Genomic DNA, 20,282 nt, shown 5'->3' with positions numbered 1-20,282 from the left:
TTTTATGATTTTACAATTTTTTTACCAAAATAAATAAATTTTTAAACAAATATTTTGATTTTTAACAATTATGCACCATGTTTGTATCGGAATTAAAACTAAGTATTTATTACCAAGTATAACAAAGTATAAAACACTAAAATATGAATATTCCAAGATTAACTTTAATTGGTGCTGGCCCAGGTGATATAGACTTGGTGACGATGAAAGGAATACGTGCCATAAAGTCGGCGGATGTGGTTTTATATGATGCACTTGCCAATGAAGAATTATTAGCATTTGCCAAACCCAATGCTTTACGCATTTATGTAGGGAAACGTTTGGGCAAATACGTTTATACACAAGAAGAAATTAATCAGAAAATAGTAGCCTTAGCTTTAGAGTATGGTCATGTGGTAAGATTAAAAGGAGGCGACCCATTTGTGTTTGGAAGAGGTTTTGAAGAAATTGAATACGCTCGGAATTTTAATATCGAATGCGAAGTAGTATCAGGTGTAACTTCTGCGATTGCAGCACCAGCTTCGATAGGCATTCCAGTAACGACCAGAGGTTTTGCAGAAAGTTTCTGGGTGATTACGGGAACAACCAAAGCAGGAACGCTATCAAACGATATAGCTTTGGCGGCTCAGTCTTCAGCAACAGTCGTGATTTTGATGGGCATGAGTAAGTTGGCTCAAATTTGTGAAGTATTTGCTTCGCACGGAAAAAGCGAAACGCCAATGGCAGTGATTCAAAACGGCACTCGTAAAAATGTAAACTTTGCGATTGGAACAGTTTCTACGATGATTCAAACAGTAAAAGAACAGCAAATTTCAAATCCTGCTGTTATCGTTATCGGTGAAGTAGTGAGTTTACATCCTTCATTCATCGAAAAATTTAGTGAAGAAATAGCTGTAAGCAGTAGGCTATAAACTTTGGGCAAGCACAATAAGTATGGCGGGTTTCTTCATCCGCTCATAGATATTAGTAAATTTTTTCCCTTCAACGCCGTTGAAAAAAGTCTATCGTGGGGGCGACAGATTTTATTATCGGAGAAATGAATTTTTGTGGTTTCTCCTTTTTCAAAAACGTTATGAAAAACATCAGTACCAATAAACCGCTTGATGTATTGAAAGTATTTTCCTTCAAAGGAATCCAAATGCAAACATTCCATATTACTTGGATAACCTTCTTTTTCTGTTTTTTTGGTTGGTTTGGCATTGCACCTTTGATGAAAATTGTAAAGGATGATTTAGGTTTAAGCAAAGCACAAATTGGTAATATCATTATCGCCTCAGTGTCGGCTACAATCTTTGCTCGCTTGATTATCGGTCGTTTGTGTGATACTTTAGGGCCAAGACTTACTTATACTTGGTTGTTGGCAATTGGTTCAATTCCCGTGATGACGATAGGTTTAGCCAATAGTTACGAAACATTTTTATTATTCAGATTAGCGATTAGCGTTATCGGAGCATCTTTTGTTATTACGCAGTATCATACTTCTGCCATGTTTGCACCCAAAATCAAAGGAACTGCCAATGCAGTAGCAGGTGGTTGGGGAAATTTAGGCGGAGGCGTAACAAATATGTTGATGCCAGTGATTTTTGCAGGTTTTGTCGGGGCTGGTTATGCCAATCACGATGCTTGGAGATTAGCGATGGTGATTCCCGGAGTGATTTTATTAATCATGGCATTTGTATATTATAAATTCACGAAAGATACTCCTGCTGGTAATTATGTCAATATCAAAAGAGAAGCTGTTCAAAAAGGTTCATTTATGTCGGCTGCCTCTGATTATCGTACTTGGATTTTGTTTTTGGCTTACGGAGCTTGTTTCGGCATAGAAATTACTTTTGATAATGTTGCCGCACTTTATTTCACAGAAAATTTCTCTTGTGATTTAAAAACCGCAGGACTGTTGGCAGGAGCGTTTGGTTTTATGAATCTTTTTGCCAGAGCCATCGGCGGAATTGTTGCCGATAAAGTAGGAAATGTTTATGGTATGAGAGGAAAAGGTTGGTTACTGGCTGGTTTATTAGCTTTTGAAGGCATTGGAATCATGCTTTTTGCACAAACAGGTTCGATAGTCTTCGCTGTGATTGCTATGCTGGGTTTTGCCATGTTTTTGAAAATGGCAAATGGTGCTACTTATGCCATTGTGCCTTTTGTAGATGCTAAAAATGTAGGCTCGGTAGCAGGAATTGTTGGAGCAGGTGGAAATTTAGGTGGCGTATTAGCAGGCTTTTTATTCAAATCAGAAAGTATCAGTTATGCTCAGGCATTTATGTATATCGGAATTGTTGTGGCTGTGATTGGGGGCATTACGGCTCTCATTAAGTTCGATAAACAAGAAAGTATTGTAGTAGAACCTGTTTTAGAAGTAGCATAAATCTCTTTAAATTGACCAGTTTGCAAGTAAATGAACTTGCAAACACTTCCTCGAAATATTCGAGAAAACGTTTTTTGAAATAATGAGCTATTAACTAATTACGATGTGGCTATTATTCTGTTTTGAGGTTTCTACCTCATCACAAAAGAAAAACCCGAACGAGATGGGGGTCTCGGTTCGGGCGAAATTGCGTAAACTCTGTTAAAATTTTTCACAATCAATCACAAAAGTATGAAAAAAAATTACATTTCTAAACTTGCTTTGGGCTTATTGTTGGGTATTTCTACCCAATTTTCAGGAAAAGCTCAATTCACATTACAAGGACAAATGAGAACTCGTACTGAAGTACGAAACGGTTTGGGGAATTTAGTGCCAAATGATTCTAAATCAGCGGCTTTTACTTCTCAAAGAACAAGATTAAATTTTGGTTATAAATGGGATAGAGTAACTTTTGGTGCGGCTATCCAAGATGTGCGTGTTTGGGGACAAGATGCTTCTTCTATTTCAAATGCCGACGGAGCGAAATTGATGCTTCACGAAGGCTGGGCAGAAGTAACCTTGGCGAATAAAGCTGATACAACGATTAAATTCAAAGCTGTTGATTTATTAAGTATCAAAATTGGTCGTCAAGAATTGATTTATGATGATGTTCGTTTAATCGGTAATCTTGATTGGTTACAACAAGCTCGCCGACATGATATGGTTCTTTTAAAAGGCGTTCATCATGGTTGGCAGTTTGATATTGGTTTGGCTTACAACCAAAACTCAGACGCTTTCGGCATCACTAATACAAGTTATGTACCTGCCAATTTGAGTCCAACGACAAGAACTTCAACAGGTGTTTTAGTACCAACACCAGCAGGAATCATTCCTTTAACCGTTGGCGGAGCTATCGGAGCAAACTCTGTAAAAACAGGTGGAGCTTTAGCATGGATAAATCCTCCATCGACCAATGGTGCTTCTCAAGATTATAAATCATTCAAAAGTGTTTACATCAGTAGAAAATTCAACCAGACAAAATTCTCTGGATTGTTCTTTCAAGATGATTTCAGTGCTTATCGTTTAGACTCTGTCGGTAACGCTTCAACGGGTTACGTGTATGGTAGAAGGTTCGTAAGTGCAGGAGCTACCGACGTTTTTGATTATGGTCAATCTCGCAGTCGCACAACGTATGGATTAATGATAAACCATACGATTGGAAATGCTTCAGGTTTTGGAAAAATCGCTTTACAAGGAGCGTATTACGGACAAACTGGCAAAGACCGTGAAGGCAACGACATGGACGCTTATCACTATACTTTGGCGGCTACTTATCAAAAAAGTAGATGGGCATTTACTTTGGGTTATGATGTACTTTCTGGCAATGACGGTTCGAGTGCTACTAATAATTACAAAGGTTCTTCGGGAAAAAATAATCGTTTTGACCCACTTTATGGAACACCACACAAGCACTGGGGATATATGGACTACTTTTATGTAGGAACAAATTCACCAGCAGGCGGATTAAATAATGGTTACTTCAAGGCAAAATATACCACAAACGTTTTAACAGTTGGAGCTGATTTCCACACATTTGCTTTAAATAAAGCAACAACGAAAGGCGATGGAACATTGGTAGGTAAAGATTTGGGCAATGAAATTGATTTCACATTAAATTATAATATGAACAAATTCACCAATCTGGAACTGGGTTATTCTGTAATGATGGCAACCGCCAATATGCCGTTTGCGAAAGGACAAGCTACTACCGATGTTGCAGCCGCCAATTTTAACAAAACAGGTACTTGGTTTTATGCAATGATTAATATTCGTCCAGATTTCTTTTATACAAAACCAGTAGCGATAAAATAATTTAGTGATTTAGTGAATTGTGATTGAGTGAATTGTGAATGAGTGAATTAGTGATTTGTGAGTACTGGTTTAGGTATTACGACTTTATTGAAGCTAAGTTCATTTTATCCAATTTCCGAAATCAGAAATCACAAATCCGAAATAGAATTAAACTTTCGTAGAAATGAGTGCTGAGTTATTAACAATCACTAATTCACTCAATCACAACTCACTAAATAAATAAAGCTTCGTTTCGATGGGGGTCGAAACGGGAGTGTTTCTAAATACTTAAACAAAAATATTATGCAAACTCTGTTAAAAAAATCATTTACTGTACTGTGTTTATTAGTACTCTTTACGGCTGTATCAGCTTTCAGAATTAATCCACCAAGAAAAATTAAATTAGGATTTATTCCACTTACCGACTGTGCTCCATTGGTGGCTGCAAAAGAATTAGGTCTTTTCGCCAAATATGGTGTTGATGTAGAACTTTCAAAAGAAGCCTCTTGGGCAAATATTCGTGATAAAGTATTGAATGGTGAATTAGACGGAGCTCATTGTTTGTTTTCGATGCCACTTTCTGTTTATACAGGCGTTGGAGGAAAAGCAGGTTCAGAAATGAAAATTGCGATGGTTTTGAACAATAACGGACAAGCCATTACCCTTTCAAAAGATTTCTGTGGCTTGGTTGGTTACAAAGAAATGGGCAAAGTAGCAGCAGCTATCAAAGATGTAAAAACCAGAAAAGAAGTAACTTTTGCCATGACTTTCCCCGGCGGAACGCATGACATTTGGTTGAGAAACTGGTTAGCAGCCGCAGGTGTAAACCAAAAATCAGTCGGAATTATTACTATTCCACCGCCACAAATGGTAGCCAATATGCGTGTGGATAACATGGAAGGTTTCAGCGTTGGCGAACCTTGGAATGGCGTAGCAGCAGCACAAAATGTTGGTTTTACACACATTGCTTCACAAGATATTTGGCAGCATCACCCAGAAAAAGCTTTGGTAGTAAATTCAAAATTTGCGGCAGAAGAAAAAGAAGATTTGAAAAATGTAATGAAAGCCATTATCGAAGCTTGTAAATGGTTGGATAACATGGGGAATCGTAAAAAAGCGGCAAGCTGGCTTACAAAACCCTATTATGTAAACGCACCATTACAAGTAATTGAAGCTCGTTTGTTGGGTTCAAGTGATTTAGGTTGCGATTTAGGCGTGCAGAAGTACAAAGGAGATTACATGACTTTCTATAATAACGGTGTGGTGAATACTCCTCGTAAAGTTCATGCCATGTGGTTTTTAGCTCAGTATGTTCGTTTTGGATATTTAAAAGCCGAACCAAACTATAAAGCCATTACCGAAAAATTGATTCTTGATGATTTGTTTGCAGAAGTAGCTAAAGAAATGAACGTTCCAGTTCAGGCGGATATGAAGCCTTTCAAAACTACTTATGATGTTGTTTTCGACCCAGCTAATATCGACGATTACTTAAAAGCAACTAAAAAATAAAGTCTGTCAGCACTTATTGGTTGGCAACTATGCCAGCCAATAAGTGATAACCGACACCAAGATTATGAAATCAATTTCAATCAAAGAAATCGCTACCAATGTTGCTTATTTTTTAGCCAGCATGGCAATCTTACTTGGTTTGTGGCACTTAATTTCTGTCATTACAAAAGCCGAAATTCCTAATCCTGCTTCTACTTGGATTGTTTTTAAAGAACTCGTTGCCGACCCATTTTATGACTATGGCCCCAACGACAAAGGAATTGGCATTCAATTATTAAGCTCATTAGGAAGAGTATCAACGGGTTTTGCATTAGGAAGTTTAATCGCTATTCCGATGGGATTATTAATGGGTTCAACCCAAATTGGGATGAAATTATTAAACCCAATCGTGCAAATCCTTCGTCCAGTTTCGCCTTTGGCTTGGTTTCCATTAGGTTTGTTGGCTTTCAAAGCTTCTGACGGAGCAACCATTTTTATCATCGCCATTACTTCTTTATGGCCAACCGTGATTAACACAGCCTTTGGCGTATCAAGTATTCCCGACGACCATAAAAATGTAGGCAAAGCTTTCGGTTTTTCTAAATGGAAGTATTTAACCAAAATCATGTTGCCTTTCGCACTTCCGCATATTATTACAGGTTTACGTTTGTCAATCGGTATTGCTTGGGTGGTCATTGTTGCAGGCGAAATGCTTTCGGGTGGTGTAGGTATCGGTTTTTTTGTGTGGGATAGCTGGAACGGACTTTCTTTGGAAAGAATTTTAGTCGCTATTCTGATTATCGGAACAGTTGGTTTGTTGTTCGACAAAGCCTTCAATGCTTTACAAAATGCTTTCTCTTGGGAGAAAAAATAAACAGCATAATCTGTATTCATTCCAGCATTTTAATCATTATTTCCTATGAATAATATCGTAAATCCAAATCAACTTGTTGACTCAGCAAGTGATTTCCACAAGATAAATAGCCGAGAAAATTCTATCGACATTAAAAATGTAACGGTTTCTTTCAAAGGCTCAAAAGGTACTTTTACGGCTGTAAAAGACATTAGTTTAGAAGTTAAAAAAGGAGAAATTGTAGCTTTGATTGGTCACTCAGGTTGTGGAAAATCTACGCTAATGAATACGATTTCGGGCATGGTGACGCCTTCGTCGGGTGAAGTAATTGCCAACGGAAACGTAGTAAAAGATCCGGGGCCAGACAGAGGTATCGTTTTCCAAAATTATTCTTTATTACCTTGGATGTCAGTCTATAAGAATATTTACGAAGCCGTAGATTCTGTTTTGAAAGACAAAACTTCAGCAGAAAAACACGCCGTTGTTGACCATTATATTCAAATGGTGAACCTAACACCCCACAAAGATAAATTGCCAGGGCAATTATCTGGCGGAATGAAACAACGTGTGGCTATCGCTCGTGCTTTTGCTATCAATCCAAGTATTCTTTTGTTAGACGAACCTTTCGGAGCTTTGGATGCACTTACAAAAGGTTCGATGCACATTGAATTGTTGAAACTTTGGAATTTGGATAATCGTAACAAAACCATCGTAATGGTAACGCACGACATTGAAGAAGCCATTTTCTTAGCAGATAAAGTAGTCGTGATGAACAACGGCCCAGCCGCAACCATCAAGAAAATTGTGGATATTAAATTGCCACGCCCAAGAAACAAAAAAGATATTACCCACGACCCTGAATATATTAGAGTACACGATGAATTATTGAGTTTATTATTCGATAAATTCTCAATTGAAGATTAATAACAAAAATCCCGAAGTGTTAAACCTTCGGGATTTGAGCCTCTTTCCATTGGCGGTTGGAATTTGAGTAAAATTGTTGACAACAGTTTAAGGAGTTGAGATATAGCGGTATCTCACAATGGGTAATGCGATTGAATAAAAATAAACAATTTTGATGAATTGTTCAATTCTAACCCTTAAACAAATCTAAGAAATATCATACAGTTTTACAACTGTTTATTTATGAAAAATATAATTTTTTTTTGAAATAATTTAATAAAACAAACCAAAGCTCACTTAACTACTTATTTTTCAGAATATATAATCGAAAATTGATTTCAAGACTGTTTGCTTTTTCCGATAAAGCTTAAACAAAAGCATAAGTCGATTTCTGAAATAAATGATAATTTCTTTTAATCCATAATAAAATGAGCAGTAAATCAAATCGCAAAAAATATAAGTCCACCTGCTCGTATTGTGGAGTTGGTTGTGGAGTGGAAATAACAGATTTGGGAAATGGCAAATTACAGCTTGAAGGCGATAAAGAACATCCTTCAAGTAAAGGAATGCTATGCTCGAAAGGAATGAATTTGCATTATACGGCAATGGATAAATCGGATAGATTATTATTTCCAGAAATGCGATTCAACCGAAATATGCCTTTACAGCGTGTTTCGTGGGACACAGCCCTCGACCGCACGGCTGCCATTTTTAAAACATTTATCCAGAAGTACGGCCCCGACTCTGTCGGTTTTTATGTTTCTGGGCAATGCCTTACCGAAGAATACTACGTAATCAATAAGCTCATCAAAGGTTTTATTGGTTCTAATAATATTGATACTAACTCACGCCTTTGTATGTCTTCGGCAGTGGTTGGTTATAAACTTACGCTGGGCGAAGATTCTGTACCAGTTTGTTACGATGACATTGAATTAGCCGATTGTTTTTTTGTGACTGGAGCAAACCCAGCTTGGTGTCATCCGATTATTTGGCGACGAGTAGAAGCTCATAAACAAGCCAATCCGAATGTAAAAATCATTGTAGTTGACCCACGACGCACCCAAACGGCTTCGCAGGCAGATTTACATTTACAGATAAATCCTGGTACAGATATTACACTGACCAACGCCATTGGTAGAGTAATGATTGAAAATCAGTGGATTGACCAAAGTTTTATCACTAACAACACCGAAGGTTTTGAAGCCTACCAAACACAAGTATTTCAAAAAACCTTAGCAGAATCGGCTGAAATTTGCGGAATTTCTATCGAAAAAATTGAATTAGCAGCCAAGTACATTCACGAAGCAAAAGGTTTTATTTCGATGTGGACAATGGGCTTGAACCAGTCTGTTATTGGCGTAAATAAAAATCTTTCCTTGATTGATTTGCACTTGATTACAGGAAAAATTGGTCGTGAAGGTAATGGGCCATTTTCTTTAACAGGTCAGCCAAATGCTATGGGCGGACGAGAAGTAGGCGGTTTGGCAAATATGTTGCCAGCCCACAGAGATTTATTGAATCCAGCTCACCGTGAAGAAGTACAAGCATTCTGGGGAGGCATAAAAATTTCGGATAAAGCAGGTTTTTCCGCAACTGAAATGTTTGAAGCCTTGGCAGACGGCAGAATGAAAGCGATTTGGGTAGTTTGTACCAATCCTTTAGTAAGTATGCCCGATGTTACTTTGGTTGAAAAAGCCTTAGAAAAAGCCAAATTCGTAGTGGTTCAAGATATTTCAAATCGTTCTGATACTTTAAAATTCGCTGACGTAGTATTGCCTGCGGCAGCTTGGTTGGAGAAAGAAGGAACGATGACCAATTCTGAAAGAAGAATTACTTATTTACCAAAAATGCTGGATGCTCCGGGCGAAGCAAAAGCTGATACCGAAATTATAAACCTTTTCGCTCAAAAAATGGGCTTTACAGAAGCCTTCAATTACACTTCACTTTCGGAGGTTTACGACGAACATTGTCGTTCTACCAAAGGAACAAATATTGATATTTCTGGGCTTAATTATGAAATTTTAAAAGAAAAAAGAAGTGTTCAATGGCCTTATCCTGCTGATAATCAGTCGAGCAAAATTGAACCTGAAGTTTTTGAAAAATTAAAAAATGAGCAAGGAACAAAACGCTTGTTTACAGACGGCAGGTTCTACACCTACAATCAAAAAGCAAAAATTCATGCTGTGCCAGACGAAAACCGTTCGGAAAGTACGGATGAAAATTTCCCTTTGGTAATGACCACAGGTCGCATCCGTGACCAATGGCATACCATGACCAAAACGGGGAAAGTCAATAAATTGAACCAACATATTGACCAACCTTATCTTGAGATTCATCCAGAAGATGCTTTACAAAGAAATATTGTCGATAATCAAATTGTAGAAGTAATCGGTCGCAGAGGAAAAACACAAGTAAAAGCTAAAGTAACGACCGACGTAAAGCAAGGGCTTTGTTTTATGCCGATGCACTTCGGGAAAATTTTAGGAAGCGATTTCGGAAGAGCTAATAATTTAACCAATAGCCTGTACGACCCACGTTCAAAAGAACCAGATTTCAAATTTACAGCCGTAGAAGTACGAGCATACATCAAACCACAGGAAAAAATCATCATCATCGGGGCTGGTTCTGCGGGTTTGGGTTTTATAAAATCTTATCGAGAACTAAATCAGACCGACGAGATTCATGTTTTTTCAAAAGAAATCTATCCTTTTTATAATAGAGTAATGTTGCCAGATTATATTTCTGGAGCTCAGGACTGGTCGCAATTAGTAAAATTGCGTGAAGACCAATTCAAAGAAGCCAACATACAAGTACACAAAGGCGTAGAAGTAGTAAATATCGACCGAAAAAATAAAACCATTGTTGATTCAGAAGGCAACGAACATACTTACGACAGGCTAATTCTGGGAATGGGTTCAAGGGCATTTATGCCACCTTCAATTCCTAAAATTGCAGGCATTTTTAATATGCGTTCTCGGATAGATGCCGATAGTTTAATGCCCTTTTTAAAACAAGAAAACCCACACGCTTTGATTGTTGGCGGAGGTTTGTTGGGGCTTGAATTGGCGGCTTCTTTGCGTGAAATGAATATCAAAGTAACGATTGTACAGCGTACAAGCCGTTTTATGGACAGACAATTAGACCAATTGGGTTCTGAATTGTTGGCAGAAGAAATTTTAAACTTGGGCATAGAAATATTTTTCAATGACGAAGTATCAGCTTTTTACGGAACAGAAAAATTTGAAGGCGTTCGCCTGAAATCTGGAAGAAAAATTGAGGCACAAGTAGCTGTTTTTGCTATCGGTACTTCGCCCAATGTGGAAATTGCTCGTGCCGCAGGCATTGAAGTAAACCGAGGAGTGGTCGTGAACGATTACTTACAAACTTCTGATGAAAGTATTTTTGCCGCTGGCGAAATCGCTCAGTGGCGTGGACAAATGTGGGGAATTACTGCCGCCGCCGAACAGCAAGCCGATATTATAGCCAAATACATTGCTGGAGATTTTGCTAATTATTACAAAGGCTCGCTTTCAATGAATATCATGAAGATTCAAGGAGTACAATTATGCTCGCTTGGCATGATTGATACGCCTAAATCACCTGATTATGAGGAGATTATTTTTATCGACAAAGCCAAACGCTACTATAAAAAATGTATCATTCACAACGATAAATTGGTTGGTGCAATTTTGATTGGCGATAAATCAGAGTTCTTGGAGTTCAAAGACTTAATCGGCAAGGGCATTGAATTATCCGATAAGCGTTTGGAATTATTGAGAAGTGGCAAAAAAGCTGACCCAGTAATGGGAAAATTGGTGTGTTCGTGCAATAATGTGGGCGAAGGAAATTTGAAAAATGCCATTGTGAGTGGCTGTAAGGATTTTACGGCTTTGTGTTCGCAAACTGGTGCTGGTATGGGCTGTGGAAGTTGCCGACCAGAAGTAAGGGCAATTTTAGAAAATACTTTAAATTAGAAATGGTTGAGGTTTAATACTTGGTGAAAATGACGTTATTTTAAGTTCTTAACTCATCACTCCTAATTCATCATTTTATTGGTTTTCCCTATAAAATGAATTAGGGAAGTTATCATCAGACAGACTTCCCTAAATTCTTTAGACAGAGGTTAAAAAACTGTTTCGCCATAATCGTTAATGTTTAAAGATTAACGATTTGAAGCTACTACTACGTCACGGTTTGTGATAAGGTTTGTTTTGATTTCAAATGTTTTTGACTCAACAACATTCACATTTTGGCTAATTACTTCGATTGTATATTTACCATCTGCCAAGCTTGAGAAGTCAAAAGTTTTAGCGAATTTACCAGCTTTTGTATCAACGTACTCACGGTGGATTTCGTTTTTGTCAGCATCAACTACTAATACTACAACTTTTTTGCTTGCGATGTTATCAACCCAAACATTGAAGCTTAAAGTGTTGTTTACTTGAGCAATTTTGCTTTTTACAAGCGTTGCGTTTTCGTCTTTAGTTGAAGCGAAAGTATTTACATTTGATAAGCAAACCATAGTAACCGCTACGATAAATGCTTTAACTGTGTTCTTTTTCATGATTCTAAATTTTTAAATTGTTTGTTATTTATTAGTTGTTGAATTAATTGTATTTTTCTAAGAATTTATTTTTTACTTTAAACTCATTTTATATCTGGACGTCACTGGATAACCGATGTTTTTATTTCAAAAAAGTGAACTAAATTTTTGATTTTTTAGTTTAGCTCGATTCTTAAAAACTTACGCTTGTCGTTCGTTTGACGATGTAAACTTAGAAAAGGATTTTTAAATAACAATCATCCAAACACAACTTTTTTCACTTTTTCAAGAAAGTTCCTCTAAAAAAAATCATATTTATTTGAATAGTACTATTTTCAAAACTACATTTATAAAAAATATTAAAAATGTTCAATGTAATTTTTTGCCGTTTTATAGTTTTGATTTTCAGTATATTAAGTATAAACTACTATTTTAGTATGCTAAATAAATATATCTTAACAGATATTTTAAACAAAATATGACATGAAAGACTACTCATTATTTAAAATAAATCTAATCGGAGGAATCGTTTCACCCGGCACTTTACAAAACATTTTGGAAGCAGCAAAATTGGCAGGAGTACGTGAAGTAAGCTTCGGTGCAAGGCAACAATTGTTAATGTATGTGAAGGCTGAAACTGTTCGTGGAAGTGGAATTTTAGAATTTAAGAAAAAATTGTACGAATCTAATATTTTATTTGAAGTAGATTCAGATAAAAAACCTAATATTATTTCTTCGTATTGTGCAGAAGAGGTATTTCCGACGGGTCAGTGGATTTCGGAAGGGATTTATAAAGACATTTTTGATGGCTTCGACTATGAACCCCAACTAAAAATTAATATTTCAGATTCGCAGCAATCATTTACGCCATTCTTTACGGGTAATCTTAATTTTATTGCTTCAAGTATTCAAAATTTTTGGTACTTGTACGTTCGTTTCAAGCAGTCCAACAAAATTTTTCGTTTTCCGATATTGATTTATACTTTAGAAATTCCGAAAGTTTGCCAAAGAATAGAAGAAGTAATGCTATCGTCTGGAGAAATGGATGAACACGAAGTATATGAAAAAGTAATCGCCAAAGGCGAAGTAATTTCACAAGTAATACAGGAAGATTTGCTTTTGCCAAAATTCTCCCTCCCCTATTACGAAGGCTTCAACCGTTATGGCGAAAAAACTTGGCTGGGCATTTATCGTAGAAACGAGACTTTTTCGATTGAGTTTTTATTAGAAATTTGTCGAGTATGTTTAGAAACTAAAATTGGTCAAATCTGTACAACGCCGTGGAAATCTCTGATTGTAAAAGGCATTGAAAATAAACATCGCCTTATTTGGGATAAACTTTTGGGCAAGTACGGCATTAATGTGCGTCATGCTGCCAACGAATTGAATTGGCAAGTAGAAGATTTTTCACAAGAAGGCTTGTCGTTGAAGAAAAGTATCATTCGAGAATTTGACGATGAAGATGTCCGAACTTTTGGTTTGTGTTTTGCGGTTCAAACTCGTTCAAAATCAGAAGTATTTGGTTCTGTGGTCATCAAAAAAAGGAAAGTTTTTGCGGGGCTTTTTCATGTGTTTGATATTTATCATACCGTAGATTTCAACCCGAATACTCGTGAATTGGTTTTATTTGAGCAATCTGTACATAAAGCCCATGTGCCAGAAATGTTACAGAGATTGTCCAAACGTTATTATGCACAAGGCAATGTAAACAAAGAAGCCATTAAAAAAGAGGAAAATCCGAAAAGTGAAACTAATAGCACAGAACTGTTTCAATGTAAAACCTGCTTCACAATTTACGACAGTCGCTTTGGCGATTCTGTCAACGGTATTGTGGCAGGTATTCGTTTTGCTGATTTACCTGCCTCTTATTGTTGTCCGATGTGCGAAAGTGAAAAAAGTACTTTTGTAGCTGTAAAAGCCGATAGTTTGTTAGTGTAACTGAAATTTTAGGTTAGAATCATAAAAGAGACAGCCGATGGGCTGTCTCTTTTTTTATAAATGAATATGATAACGTTTTTCAAAGTAGGGTTTGAAAACCTTTTTATCAAGATAATTAAAGATTAACAAAGTATTCACAATCAATAAAGTATTAATGAAAATTCGGTTTTGGAAAATCCTTACACTTGCGTTTACGTCAAATGATGTTTTTATGCTACTGTTACTTGCAAGAGCCATCACAAGCGTAGTAATGATCAAAATCACCGAGAGTATCAAAAAGTAAAAAGGAAGTTTGCTGGTTTTTCTTTCCAAAACTACTTCTTGCGAAAGTTCCCATTTGTCAATCAACTTATCTGTAAAATTGACTGCCGTTTTTTCTAATGGCATTTCAGCCAAAAGAGCGTGCATTTCGACATACTCTTGAAAGAGTACTCGGTATTCTGAGCTATTAGCCAAGCATTCATTGTGGCGGGCAATGGTTTCTGCTGTGGCTGTGCCGTCTAAAATATCAAAAATTTCTTCGTCTTTCATCATCTTGTTTGCTCGAATTTTCTTCAAGATTTATAATAAGGTATTTACTTCATTTCCTAAAATCCTTTTCATTTCTTCAGCAAGGCGTTTTCTGGCTCTGCACAATTTTACTTTTACAGTATCAGCCGAAATGCCAATAATTTGTGCGATTTCTTCCAAAGATTGTTCTTTCAGATAAAATAGCGTTATTATCGTAACGTCGTCGGGCGGAAGCTTATTTAAGGCAAGTTGAATATATTTTTTTTGTTCGTTGGTTTGTAAGCTATGGCTACTTTCGGTACTGGCTTTTTGGGCTGATTCAGAAAGGCTAATGTCGTCCATTTCTATGTTTTTCTTTCTTTTAAACATCAGGGCGGCATTAAAAACAATGCGATAAAACCAAGTAGTAAATTTAGCGTCTTGGTTGAAAGTAGCCAAAGCGTTGAAAGCCTGCATAAAAGCATCTTGAGCTACTTCTTCTGCATCTTCACGAGTGCCAACAATTTTGTACGCCACCGTAAAGGCATAATCCTTGTGGCGATTGGCAAGCTCACGATAGCCAGATTTATCGCCTGAAAGAATACGCTGAATAATAAAAGTATCTGTTTCTTTAGTTTTCACGCTGATTGGATGCTGTTACTTTACAAAAGGTTACAGAAAGATAATAAAAATATTTTTTCAATTTTACTGTAACCTCTTAAAGCTTTCCAACATCATATCGGCAGAAATTCAATTATAAAACATAAATTTTTTAACGACATGGAAATCTCTGATAATTTAGTTCCCTTGATGGGTATTATGGTACCGATTGTAGCAATCATCAGTACTTTTACAATGATTGTATTTTTAAGAAAATACGAAAACGATGAAAAAATGGCAATGATTGCCAAAGGCATTACTCCGCCCGATAAAAACTCAAGAAGTTATAATGTTAATCCGAGTCATTCTTTGCGTTGGGGCTTTGTATTGATAGGTTTCGGCGTAGGTTTGTTGATGGGAAGCGTTTTGGAAAGTGCTTTGAATATCGACAGCGATGTAGCTCATTTCTCAATGATTTTTATCTTCGGCGGTTTGGGTCTATTAGCTTCTTATTTTTATCAAATGAGTATCGACAAAAAGAACGAAGTAAAAGAATAAGCCAATTTTACGCAAAGCAAAAGCCTCATAGACTCGTTTTATGAGGCTTTTTTGTTTGGGTATTTTTTCTTTAAAGCATTTAACAAGTATTAACATATTTTAAAGAGATGAACTGGGCGTTTTATCGTTATTTTGAAGCACAATTTATACGCCATCTGTCAACAAGTTTTTCATTGTCAGACTTTTCACAAAAAAACTGATTGCTTATCAACTAAGTAACAAACCCAATTTAAACTACTGAGTTTAACCTCTATCAATAGCAAACCTTCTTCCAACGGGAGCGAAGGTTTTTTTATTGTTCATTCAAAAACAGTAAATTGTAAAATATCTGTCTGGAAAAGTATTGAAAAAAGCTATTGTGCTTTTTTTCAGGAGTTTATAAAAATGCAGTATTTTACAATTTTAATTAAATAGATTGATAGATGATACAATTCAAAAATCTTCTCGAACTTAAAAATTTCGTCGGCAAAGAAATCGGTACAAGCGAATACTTAATAATTACGCAAGAAATGATTAATGATTTTGCCAAAGCTACAAACGATGCTCAGTGGATTCATGTAAACGAAGAAATGGCAAAGAAGTATTCGCCTTTTAAAAGAACTGTTGCTCATGGTTTCCTTACGCTTTCTTTAGCACCTCAATTTTTTACCCAATTATTCAGCGTAACATCTGTAAAAATGGGACTCAATTATGGGGCAAACAAAGTACGTTTTACTTCTGCTGTACCTTCGGGTAGTAAAGTACGCATGAAAGCAAGTTTGCTTGAAGCCGAAGAAAGCCAACCAAATGGTTTGAAGATTACGGTGAATTGTATTTTTGAAATCGAAGGAGTAGAAAAGCCCGTTTGTATTGCCGAGCTAATTTCGATACTTTATGAATAATTTAAAATAGGCGTTTAATTTTTAACTGATTTTTATTAAGAATTCGCAAAAACCTTATTGATGTGTACGTTGTTCTATTAATAATTATATTTTTTTCAAAATTTGGATGAATTCAATGGGATGGTCGAAAGTAATAAATCACTGATTTTTATTAACTTTGTTAAGATATTAACCAAATTTGAATTGCCCCTTTAATAAGCCACTTAATACAATGAGACTAAAAGTTTGTGGAATGCGTAACCCTGATAATATCAGAGAGTTACTCGGAATTGCCCCCGACTACATGGGTTTTATTTTTGTCGAGAAATCAAGCCGATTTGTAGCAGAAGAACTTGATGAAGAACTCTTGAAATCATTTCCACATCAAGTAAAAAAAGTGGGAGTTTTTGTGAATGCCTCACAAGCTTATATATTAGATAAAGTAAAAAAATATGCCCTCGATTACGTACAATTACATGGCGAAGAATTACCAGATTTTTGTAGAAATCTAAAATTCAAAGGCGTAAATATTATTAAGGCTTTTTCGGTGGATGCAAGTTTTAATTTCGGAAAACTTCAAAATTATAAACCTTATTGTGATTTCTTTTTGTTTGATACAAAAGGAGAGCTGAAAGGCGGCAACGGAATTACTTTCGACTGGTCAATTTTAAAAAGATACGATAATGATAAACCATTTTTCCTGGCGGGCGGAATAGATTTAAGCAACGCACATCTGGCTTTAGAACTAAAAGGACTGAAAGTTCATGCGATTGATGTAAATAGTAAATTTGAGATAGAGCCAGCTTTGAAAGACATCTCAAAAATCGGTGAACTGATAAAAATCTTAAAACCAACAGAAGCAATCTTAACATAAAATGATAGCACCAGAAACATATAACGTAAACGAAAAAGGATATTACGGACAATTCGGCGGAGCTTTTATTCCCGAAATGTTATATCCTAACGTAGAAGAACTGCGGGTTTCTTACCTCAGTATCATGGCTGAACCATCTTTTAAGGAAGAATTTGACGCACTTTTAAAAGATTTTGTTGGTCGCCCAACGCCATTGTTTTTTGCAAAACGTCTTTCAGAAAAATACAATACCAATATTTATTTGAAACGAGAAGACCTTTGCCACACGGGTGCTCATAAAGTAAACAATACGATTGGACAAATTTTAGTAGCCAAGCGTTTGGGGAAACACAAAATTGTAGCCGAAACAGGTGCAGGTCAGCACGGAGTAGCCACGGCAACCGTTTGTGCTTTAATGGGCTTAGAATGTATCGTTTACATGGGCGAAATTGACATTCAACGTCAAGCACCCAATGTAGCTCGTATGAAAATGTTAGGAGCAAAAGTAGTTCCAGCCACCAGTGGCTCAAGAACGTTGAAAGATGCTACCAACGAAGCCATGCGTCACTGGATTAACAATCCTGTTGATACCCATTATATTATTGGTTCGGTAGTTGGCCCACACCCTTACCCTGACATGGTAGCTCGTTTTCAGTCGGTAATTTCAGAAGAAATTAAATGGCAGTTAAAAGAAAAAACAGGTAAAACCAATCCAGATTATGTAATTGCTTGTGTAGGTGGTGGTTCAAATGCCGCAGGAGCGTTTTATCACTTCTTACATGATGAAGAAACAAAACTCATCGCCGCAGAAGCCGCAGGACATGGCATTAACTCTGGAATGTCGGCAGCGACAACTTTCTTGGGAAAACCAGGCGTTTTGCATGGAAGTAGAAGTATTTTGATGCAAACAGCAGACGGACAAGTAGTAGAACCACATTCTATTTCAGCAGGTTTAGATTACCCCGGTATCGGTCCAATGCACGCTCATTTATTTGAAAGTAAAAGAGCCACATTCTTTGACGTAACCGATGACGAAGCAATAGAGTCAGCCATGGAACTTTCTCTATTAGAAGGAATTATACCTGCCTTAGAATCCGCTCATGCTTTAGCCGTTTTACCAAAATTAGGAGCAAAACCAGAAGAAGTAATAGTGATTAACCTTTCTGGACGTGGCGATAAAGATTTGGAGACTTATCAGAAGTATATTAAGTAAGAAGTAAAATATTTGTCAAACAAAAACGGCTTTTCCGATTTAATCGGAAAAGCCGTTTTTGTTTATTCAATTGTCCATTTAACTGAAAATAGACGTTTTTTTATTATTTTCAAAGTACTCAAAATGTCTTCATCTTTCGGAAAATCTCCATAAACCAAGTTACTGAAATCTCCATTAAATGCAGAAGATAATTCTTTCCAGATATTGTCTAAATCTTTAAAAATACAAGCCTCATTTGGGTGATTTGATAACCATTGGTTATTACTTCTAAAGCTCACGAGGTCATCGTTAGCTACTTTTAGTAACATGACATCAAATTTAGGACTATTTAAGAAAGCTAAGAACTCATCTTGTTTCAAAAGCTGATGTAGGTCGTAAGTATGTCTTATTTTTTTCTTTAAATCATCAATCGCTTCATCTGAGTATGAAAAGCGAACCAAACTCATAATTTTTTCACAGATTGTTCTTTCGGGTTTTAAGACTTGCACCCCAAAAGGCATTAAGCCATAATTATTTGCGATTTGTTCTTGATTAGTTTTTAACATCATTTCTCCTACGAACGATATTACTGTTTTTGTGGTAAATGGTTCATAGTAGCCAAGCCAAGTTGATTCTAAAATCAAACTATCTCTTACTTGTCCATAATTTCCTGCAAATACTTTAGGATAAGTATGAGCCGTTTTTCTAATCATTCCCATTTTTCGAGTAACTTCCTTTAATTCAATTTCGGGTAACACTTTACTTACAATGCTACTAATCGTTTTGATTTTAGTTTTGAGCTTGTTATCTGTTTCTCCATCTTTTCTGATAACCACCAAATCAATATCTTCCGAAAACCGTTCTATCATTTTATAACATTTAGCCAAAGCTGTGCCACCTTTAAATATAGTATCTTCACCAATATTATGATTGAAAACAAGATACAACGCATAGGTAACCCAATAGTCTTTTTCGATGTAAATAGCTGGAATATGTATCATTTCTGAAGTATATTCAATTGACTGTCTGTATAGATTTTTGTTTTCGTGAAGTTTCATACAATATGCCATTTTACCGAGGTAGGCAAAACTTTTGCCACACCTGTAATTTTATATTTAGAGACAGGATTCAATGACTTATAAAGTTGTTCGGTAAACTCAGTCTGTTCTAATTGGTCCAAGAACGCACCTAATAGAGCTTTAGTAGCTGGCGGATACTTTAAGGCAAGCTTAACTAAAATACTTTTATCTTCTTTAGACAGACTTTGTAAAATTGCTAAGAAGCGTTTACATAAAAAATCACTTCTTGAATCTGGAATTTTTTTTATGTATCTTATCGAGTCAAGTATTTGTAATAGAGGTATATTTGATTTAGTTATTATGTTATTTTGTTTAATAAATGAAATTTTATACCATTCTCTTTTAAAACTGGGTCGAACTTTATTCCTTCCAATCTGAATAGTATTGCTTATCTGCGTAGTTAATCCTAATTGGCTATAAATGCTATATCCAGTAATATAACCAATTATTTTTCCATCATCTTCTAATAAGTCTTTTACAACTTCTCTTTGGTTTGGTTTGAGAAGACCAAATGGAGTATTTTCAGGTTTATAGTATTTACCTTTAGATAATTTTGCTATTTTACCTGATTTTACTAATCTATTCAGTGCTTTTATAACTGCTTCAGTTCTATTCTCTTCAGATATAAAGTCTGAATAGGTGAATATATATCCTTTAGATAGTTTATTGATTTTAAGTAATATGTTTTCAGATACTTTCATATTATTTTTATTGTACAAGTTTAACAA

Annotated in this window: 17 protein-coding genes; 12 read left to right on the top strand and 5 right to left on the bottom strand. The window is 36.0% G+C overall.

The genetic code is table 11. The annotated features are described in order from the left end of the window. Positions 1 to 143 precede the first annotated feature (143 nt). The 7 genes from cobA (at position 144) to VB248_RS16365 (ending at position 11,416) form a co-directional block, all read left to right on the top strand. Entirely contained in the window at positions 144 to 911 is a 768-nt protein-coding gene (cobA, locus tag VB248_RS16395; RefSeq protein ID WP_323297885.1) for a uroporphyrinogen-III C-methyltransferase, read from the top strand. Between the two features lie 161 nt (positions 912 to 1,072). After that, positions 1,073 to 2,368 (top strand): MFS transporter, encoded by a 1,296-nt coding sequence (locus tag VB248_RS16390; protein ID WP_323297884.1) that lies wholly within the window; start codon positions 1,073 to 1,075, stop codon positions 2,366 to 2,368. A 231-nt stretch (positions 2,369 to 2,599) separates the two neighbouring features. After that, positions 2,600 to 4,219, top strand: a complete 1,620-nt coding sequence (locus VB248_RS16385; RefSeq protein WP_323297883.1) for an alginate export family protein — start codon at positions 2,600 to 2,602, stop codon at positions 4,217 to 4,219. Positions 4,220 to 4,501: 282 nt separating this feature from the next. Beyond that, the gene (locus VB248_RS16380; RefSeq protein WP_323297882.1) at positions 4,502 to 5,707 is read left to right on the top strand and encodes a CmpA/NrtA family ABC transporter substrate-binding protein; all 1,206 of its coding nucleotides are present in this window, start codon (positions 4,502 to 4,504) and stop codon (positions 5,705 to 5,707) included. 64 nt (positions 5,708 to 5,771) lie between these two features. Beyond that, entirely contained in the window at positions 5,772 to 6,560 is a 789-nt protein-coding gene (gene ntrB, locus VB248_RS16375; protein ID WP_323297881.1) for a nitrate ABC transporter permease, read from the top strand. Positions 6,561 to 6,605: 45 nt separating this feature from the next. Further along, a complete protein-coding gene (locus VB248_RS16370; protein WP_323297880.1) occupies positions 6,606 to 7,463 on the top strand; it encodes an ABC transporter ATP-binding protein in 858 nt (285 codons plus the stop codon). A gap of 407 nt (positions 7,464 to 7,870) precedes the next feature. Beyond that, positions 7,871 to 11,416: a molybdopterin-dependent oxidoreductase gene (locus VB248_RS16365; protein ID WP_323297879.1), complete on the top strand. Its 3,546-nt coding sequence runs from the start codon at positions 7,871 to 7,873 to the stop codon at positions 11,414 to 11,416. 188 nt (positions 11,417 to 11,604) lie between these two features. Here the strand turns inward: VB248_RS16365 and VB248_RS16360 are convergent, their stop codons facing one another. Then, positions 11,605 to 12,006, bottom strand: coding sequence for a hypothetical protein (locus VB248_RS16360; RefSeq protein WP_323297878.1), 402 nt, complete (start codon positions 12,004 to 12,006; stop codon positions 11,605 to 11,607). Between the two features lie 462 nt (positions 12,007 to 12,468). Here VB248_RS16360 and VB248_RS16355 point away from each other — a divergent pair, with 462 nt between their 5' ends. Then, positions 12,469 to 13,923, top strand: coding sequence for a rubredoxin (locus VB248_RS16355; protein WP_323297877.1), 1,455 nt, complete (start codon positions 12,469 to 12,471; stop codon positions 13,921 to 13,923). A gap of 54 nt (positions 13,924 to 13,977) precedes the next feature. Here VB248_RS16355 and VB248_RS16350 read toward each other — a convergent pair whose 3' ends face one another. Together VB248_RS16350 and VB248_RS16345 are read right to left on the bottom strand one after the other, a co-directional pair. After that, positions 13,978 to 14,457: a hypothetical protein gene (locus VB248_RS16350; RefSeq protein ID WP_323297876.1), complete on the bottom strand. Its 480-nt coding sequence runs from the start codon at positions 14,455 to 14,457 to the stop codon at positions 13,978 to 13,980. A gap of 27 nt (positions 14,458 to 14,484) precedes the next feature. After that, on the bottom strand, positions 14,485 to 15,054 hold the full coding sequence (locus VB248_RS16345; RefSeq protein ID WP_323297875.1) for an RNA polymerase sigma factor: 570 nt from the start codon (positions 15,052 to 15,054) through the stop codon (positions 14,485 to 14,487). A gap of 138 nt (positions 15,055 to 15,192) precedes the next feature. Between VB248_RS16345 and VB248_RS16340 the strand changes: the two genes are divergently transcribed. The 4 genes from VB248_RS16340 to trpB all read left to right on the top strand — a co-directional run bounded on the left by VB248_RS16340 (position 15,193) and on the right by trpB (position 18,496). Continuing rightward, positions 15,193 to 15,570 carry a DUF6249 domain-containing protein gene (locus VB248_RS16340; RefSeq protein ID WP_323297874.1) on the top strand — a complete coding sequence of 126 codons (378 nt, stop codon included), beginning with the start codon at positions 15,193 to 15,195 and terminating at the stop codon, positions 15,568 to 15,570. A 422-nt stretch (positions 15,571 to 15,992) separates the two neighbouring features. Further along, entirely contained in the window at positions 15,993 to 16,451 is a 459-nt protein-coding gene (locus tag VB248_RS16335) for a MaoC family dehydratase (protein WP_323297873.1), read from the top strand. A gap of 211 nt (positions 16,452 to 16,662) precedes the next feature. Further along, positions 16,663 to 17,304: a phosphoribosylanthranilate isomerase gene (locus VB248_RS16330; RefSeq protein WP_323297872.1), complete on the top strand. Its 642-nt coding sequence runs from the start codon at positions 16,663 to 16,665 to the stop codon at positions 17,302 to 17,304. A 1-nt stretch (position 17,305) separates the two neighbouring features. Next, entirely contained in the window at positions 17,306 to 18,496 is a 1,191-nt protein-coding gene (gene trpB / locus VB248_RS16325; protein ID WP_323297871.1) for a tryptophan synthase subunit beta, read from the top strand. 62 nt (positions 18,497 to 18,558) lie between these two features. On the opposite strand, the gene VB248_RS16320 is transcribed toward trpB, so the two are convergent. Together VB248_RS16320 and VB248_RS16315 are read right to left on the bottom strand one after the other, a co-directional pair. Beyond that, positions 18,559 to 19,533 carry a nucleotidyl transferase AbiEii/AbiGii toxin family protein gene (locus tag VB248_RS16320; RefSeq protein ID WP_323297870.1) on the bottom strand — a complete coding sequence of 325 codons (975 nt, stop codon included), beginning with the start codon at positions 19,531 to 19,533 and terminating at the stop codon, positions 18,559 to 18,561. After that, positions 19,530 to 20,255: a DUF6088 family protein gene (locus VB248_RS16315; protein WP_323297869.1), complete on the bottom strand. Its 726-nt coding sequence runs from the start codon at positions 20,253 to 20,255 to the stop codon at positions 19,530 to 19,532. Before VB248_RS16315 ends, VB248_RS16320 begins: the two co-directional genes overlap by 4 nt. Positions 20,256 to 20,282 lie beyond the last annotated feature (27 nt).

The sequence above is a fragment of the Arcicella rigui genome (assembly GCF_034929435.1).
In the GTDB taxonomy this organism is placed as follows: Bacteria; Bacteroidota; Bacteroidia; order Cytophagales; family Spirosomataceae; genus Arcicella; species Arcicella rigui.
Note: the sequence above shows the minus strand (reverse complement) of the source record. Positions and strands in the feature narration are given on the sequence as shown.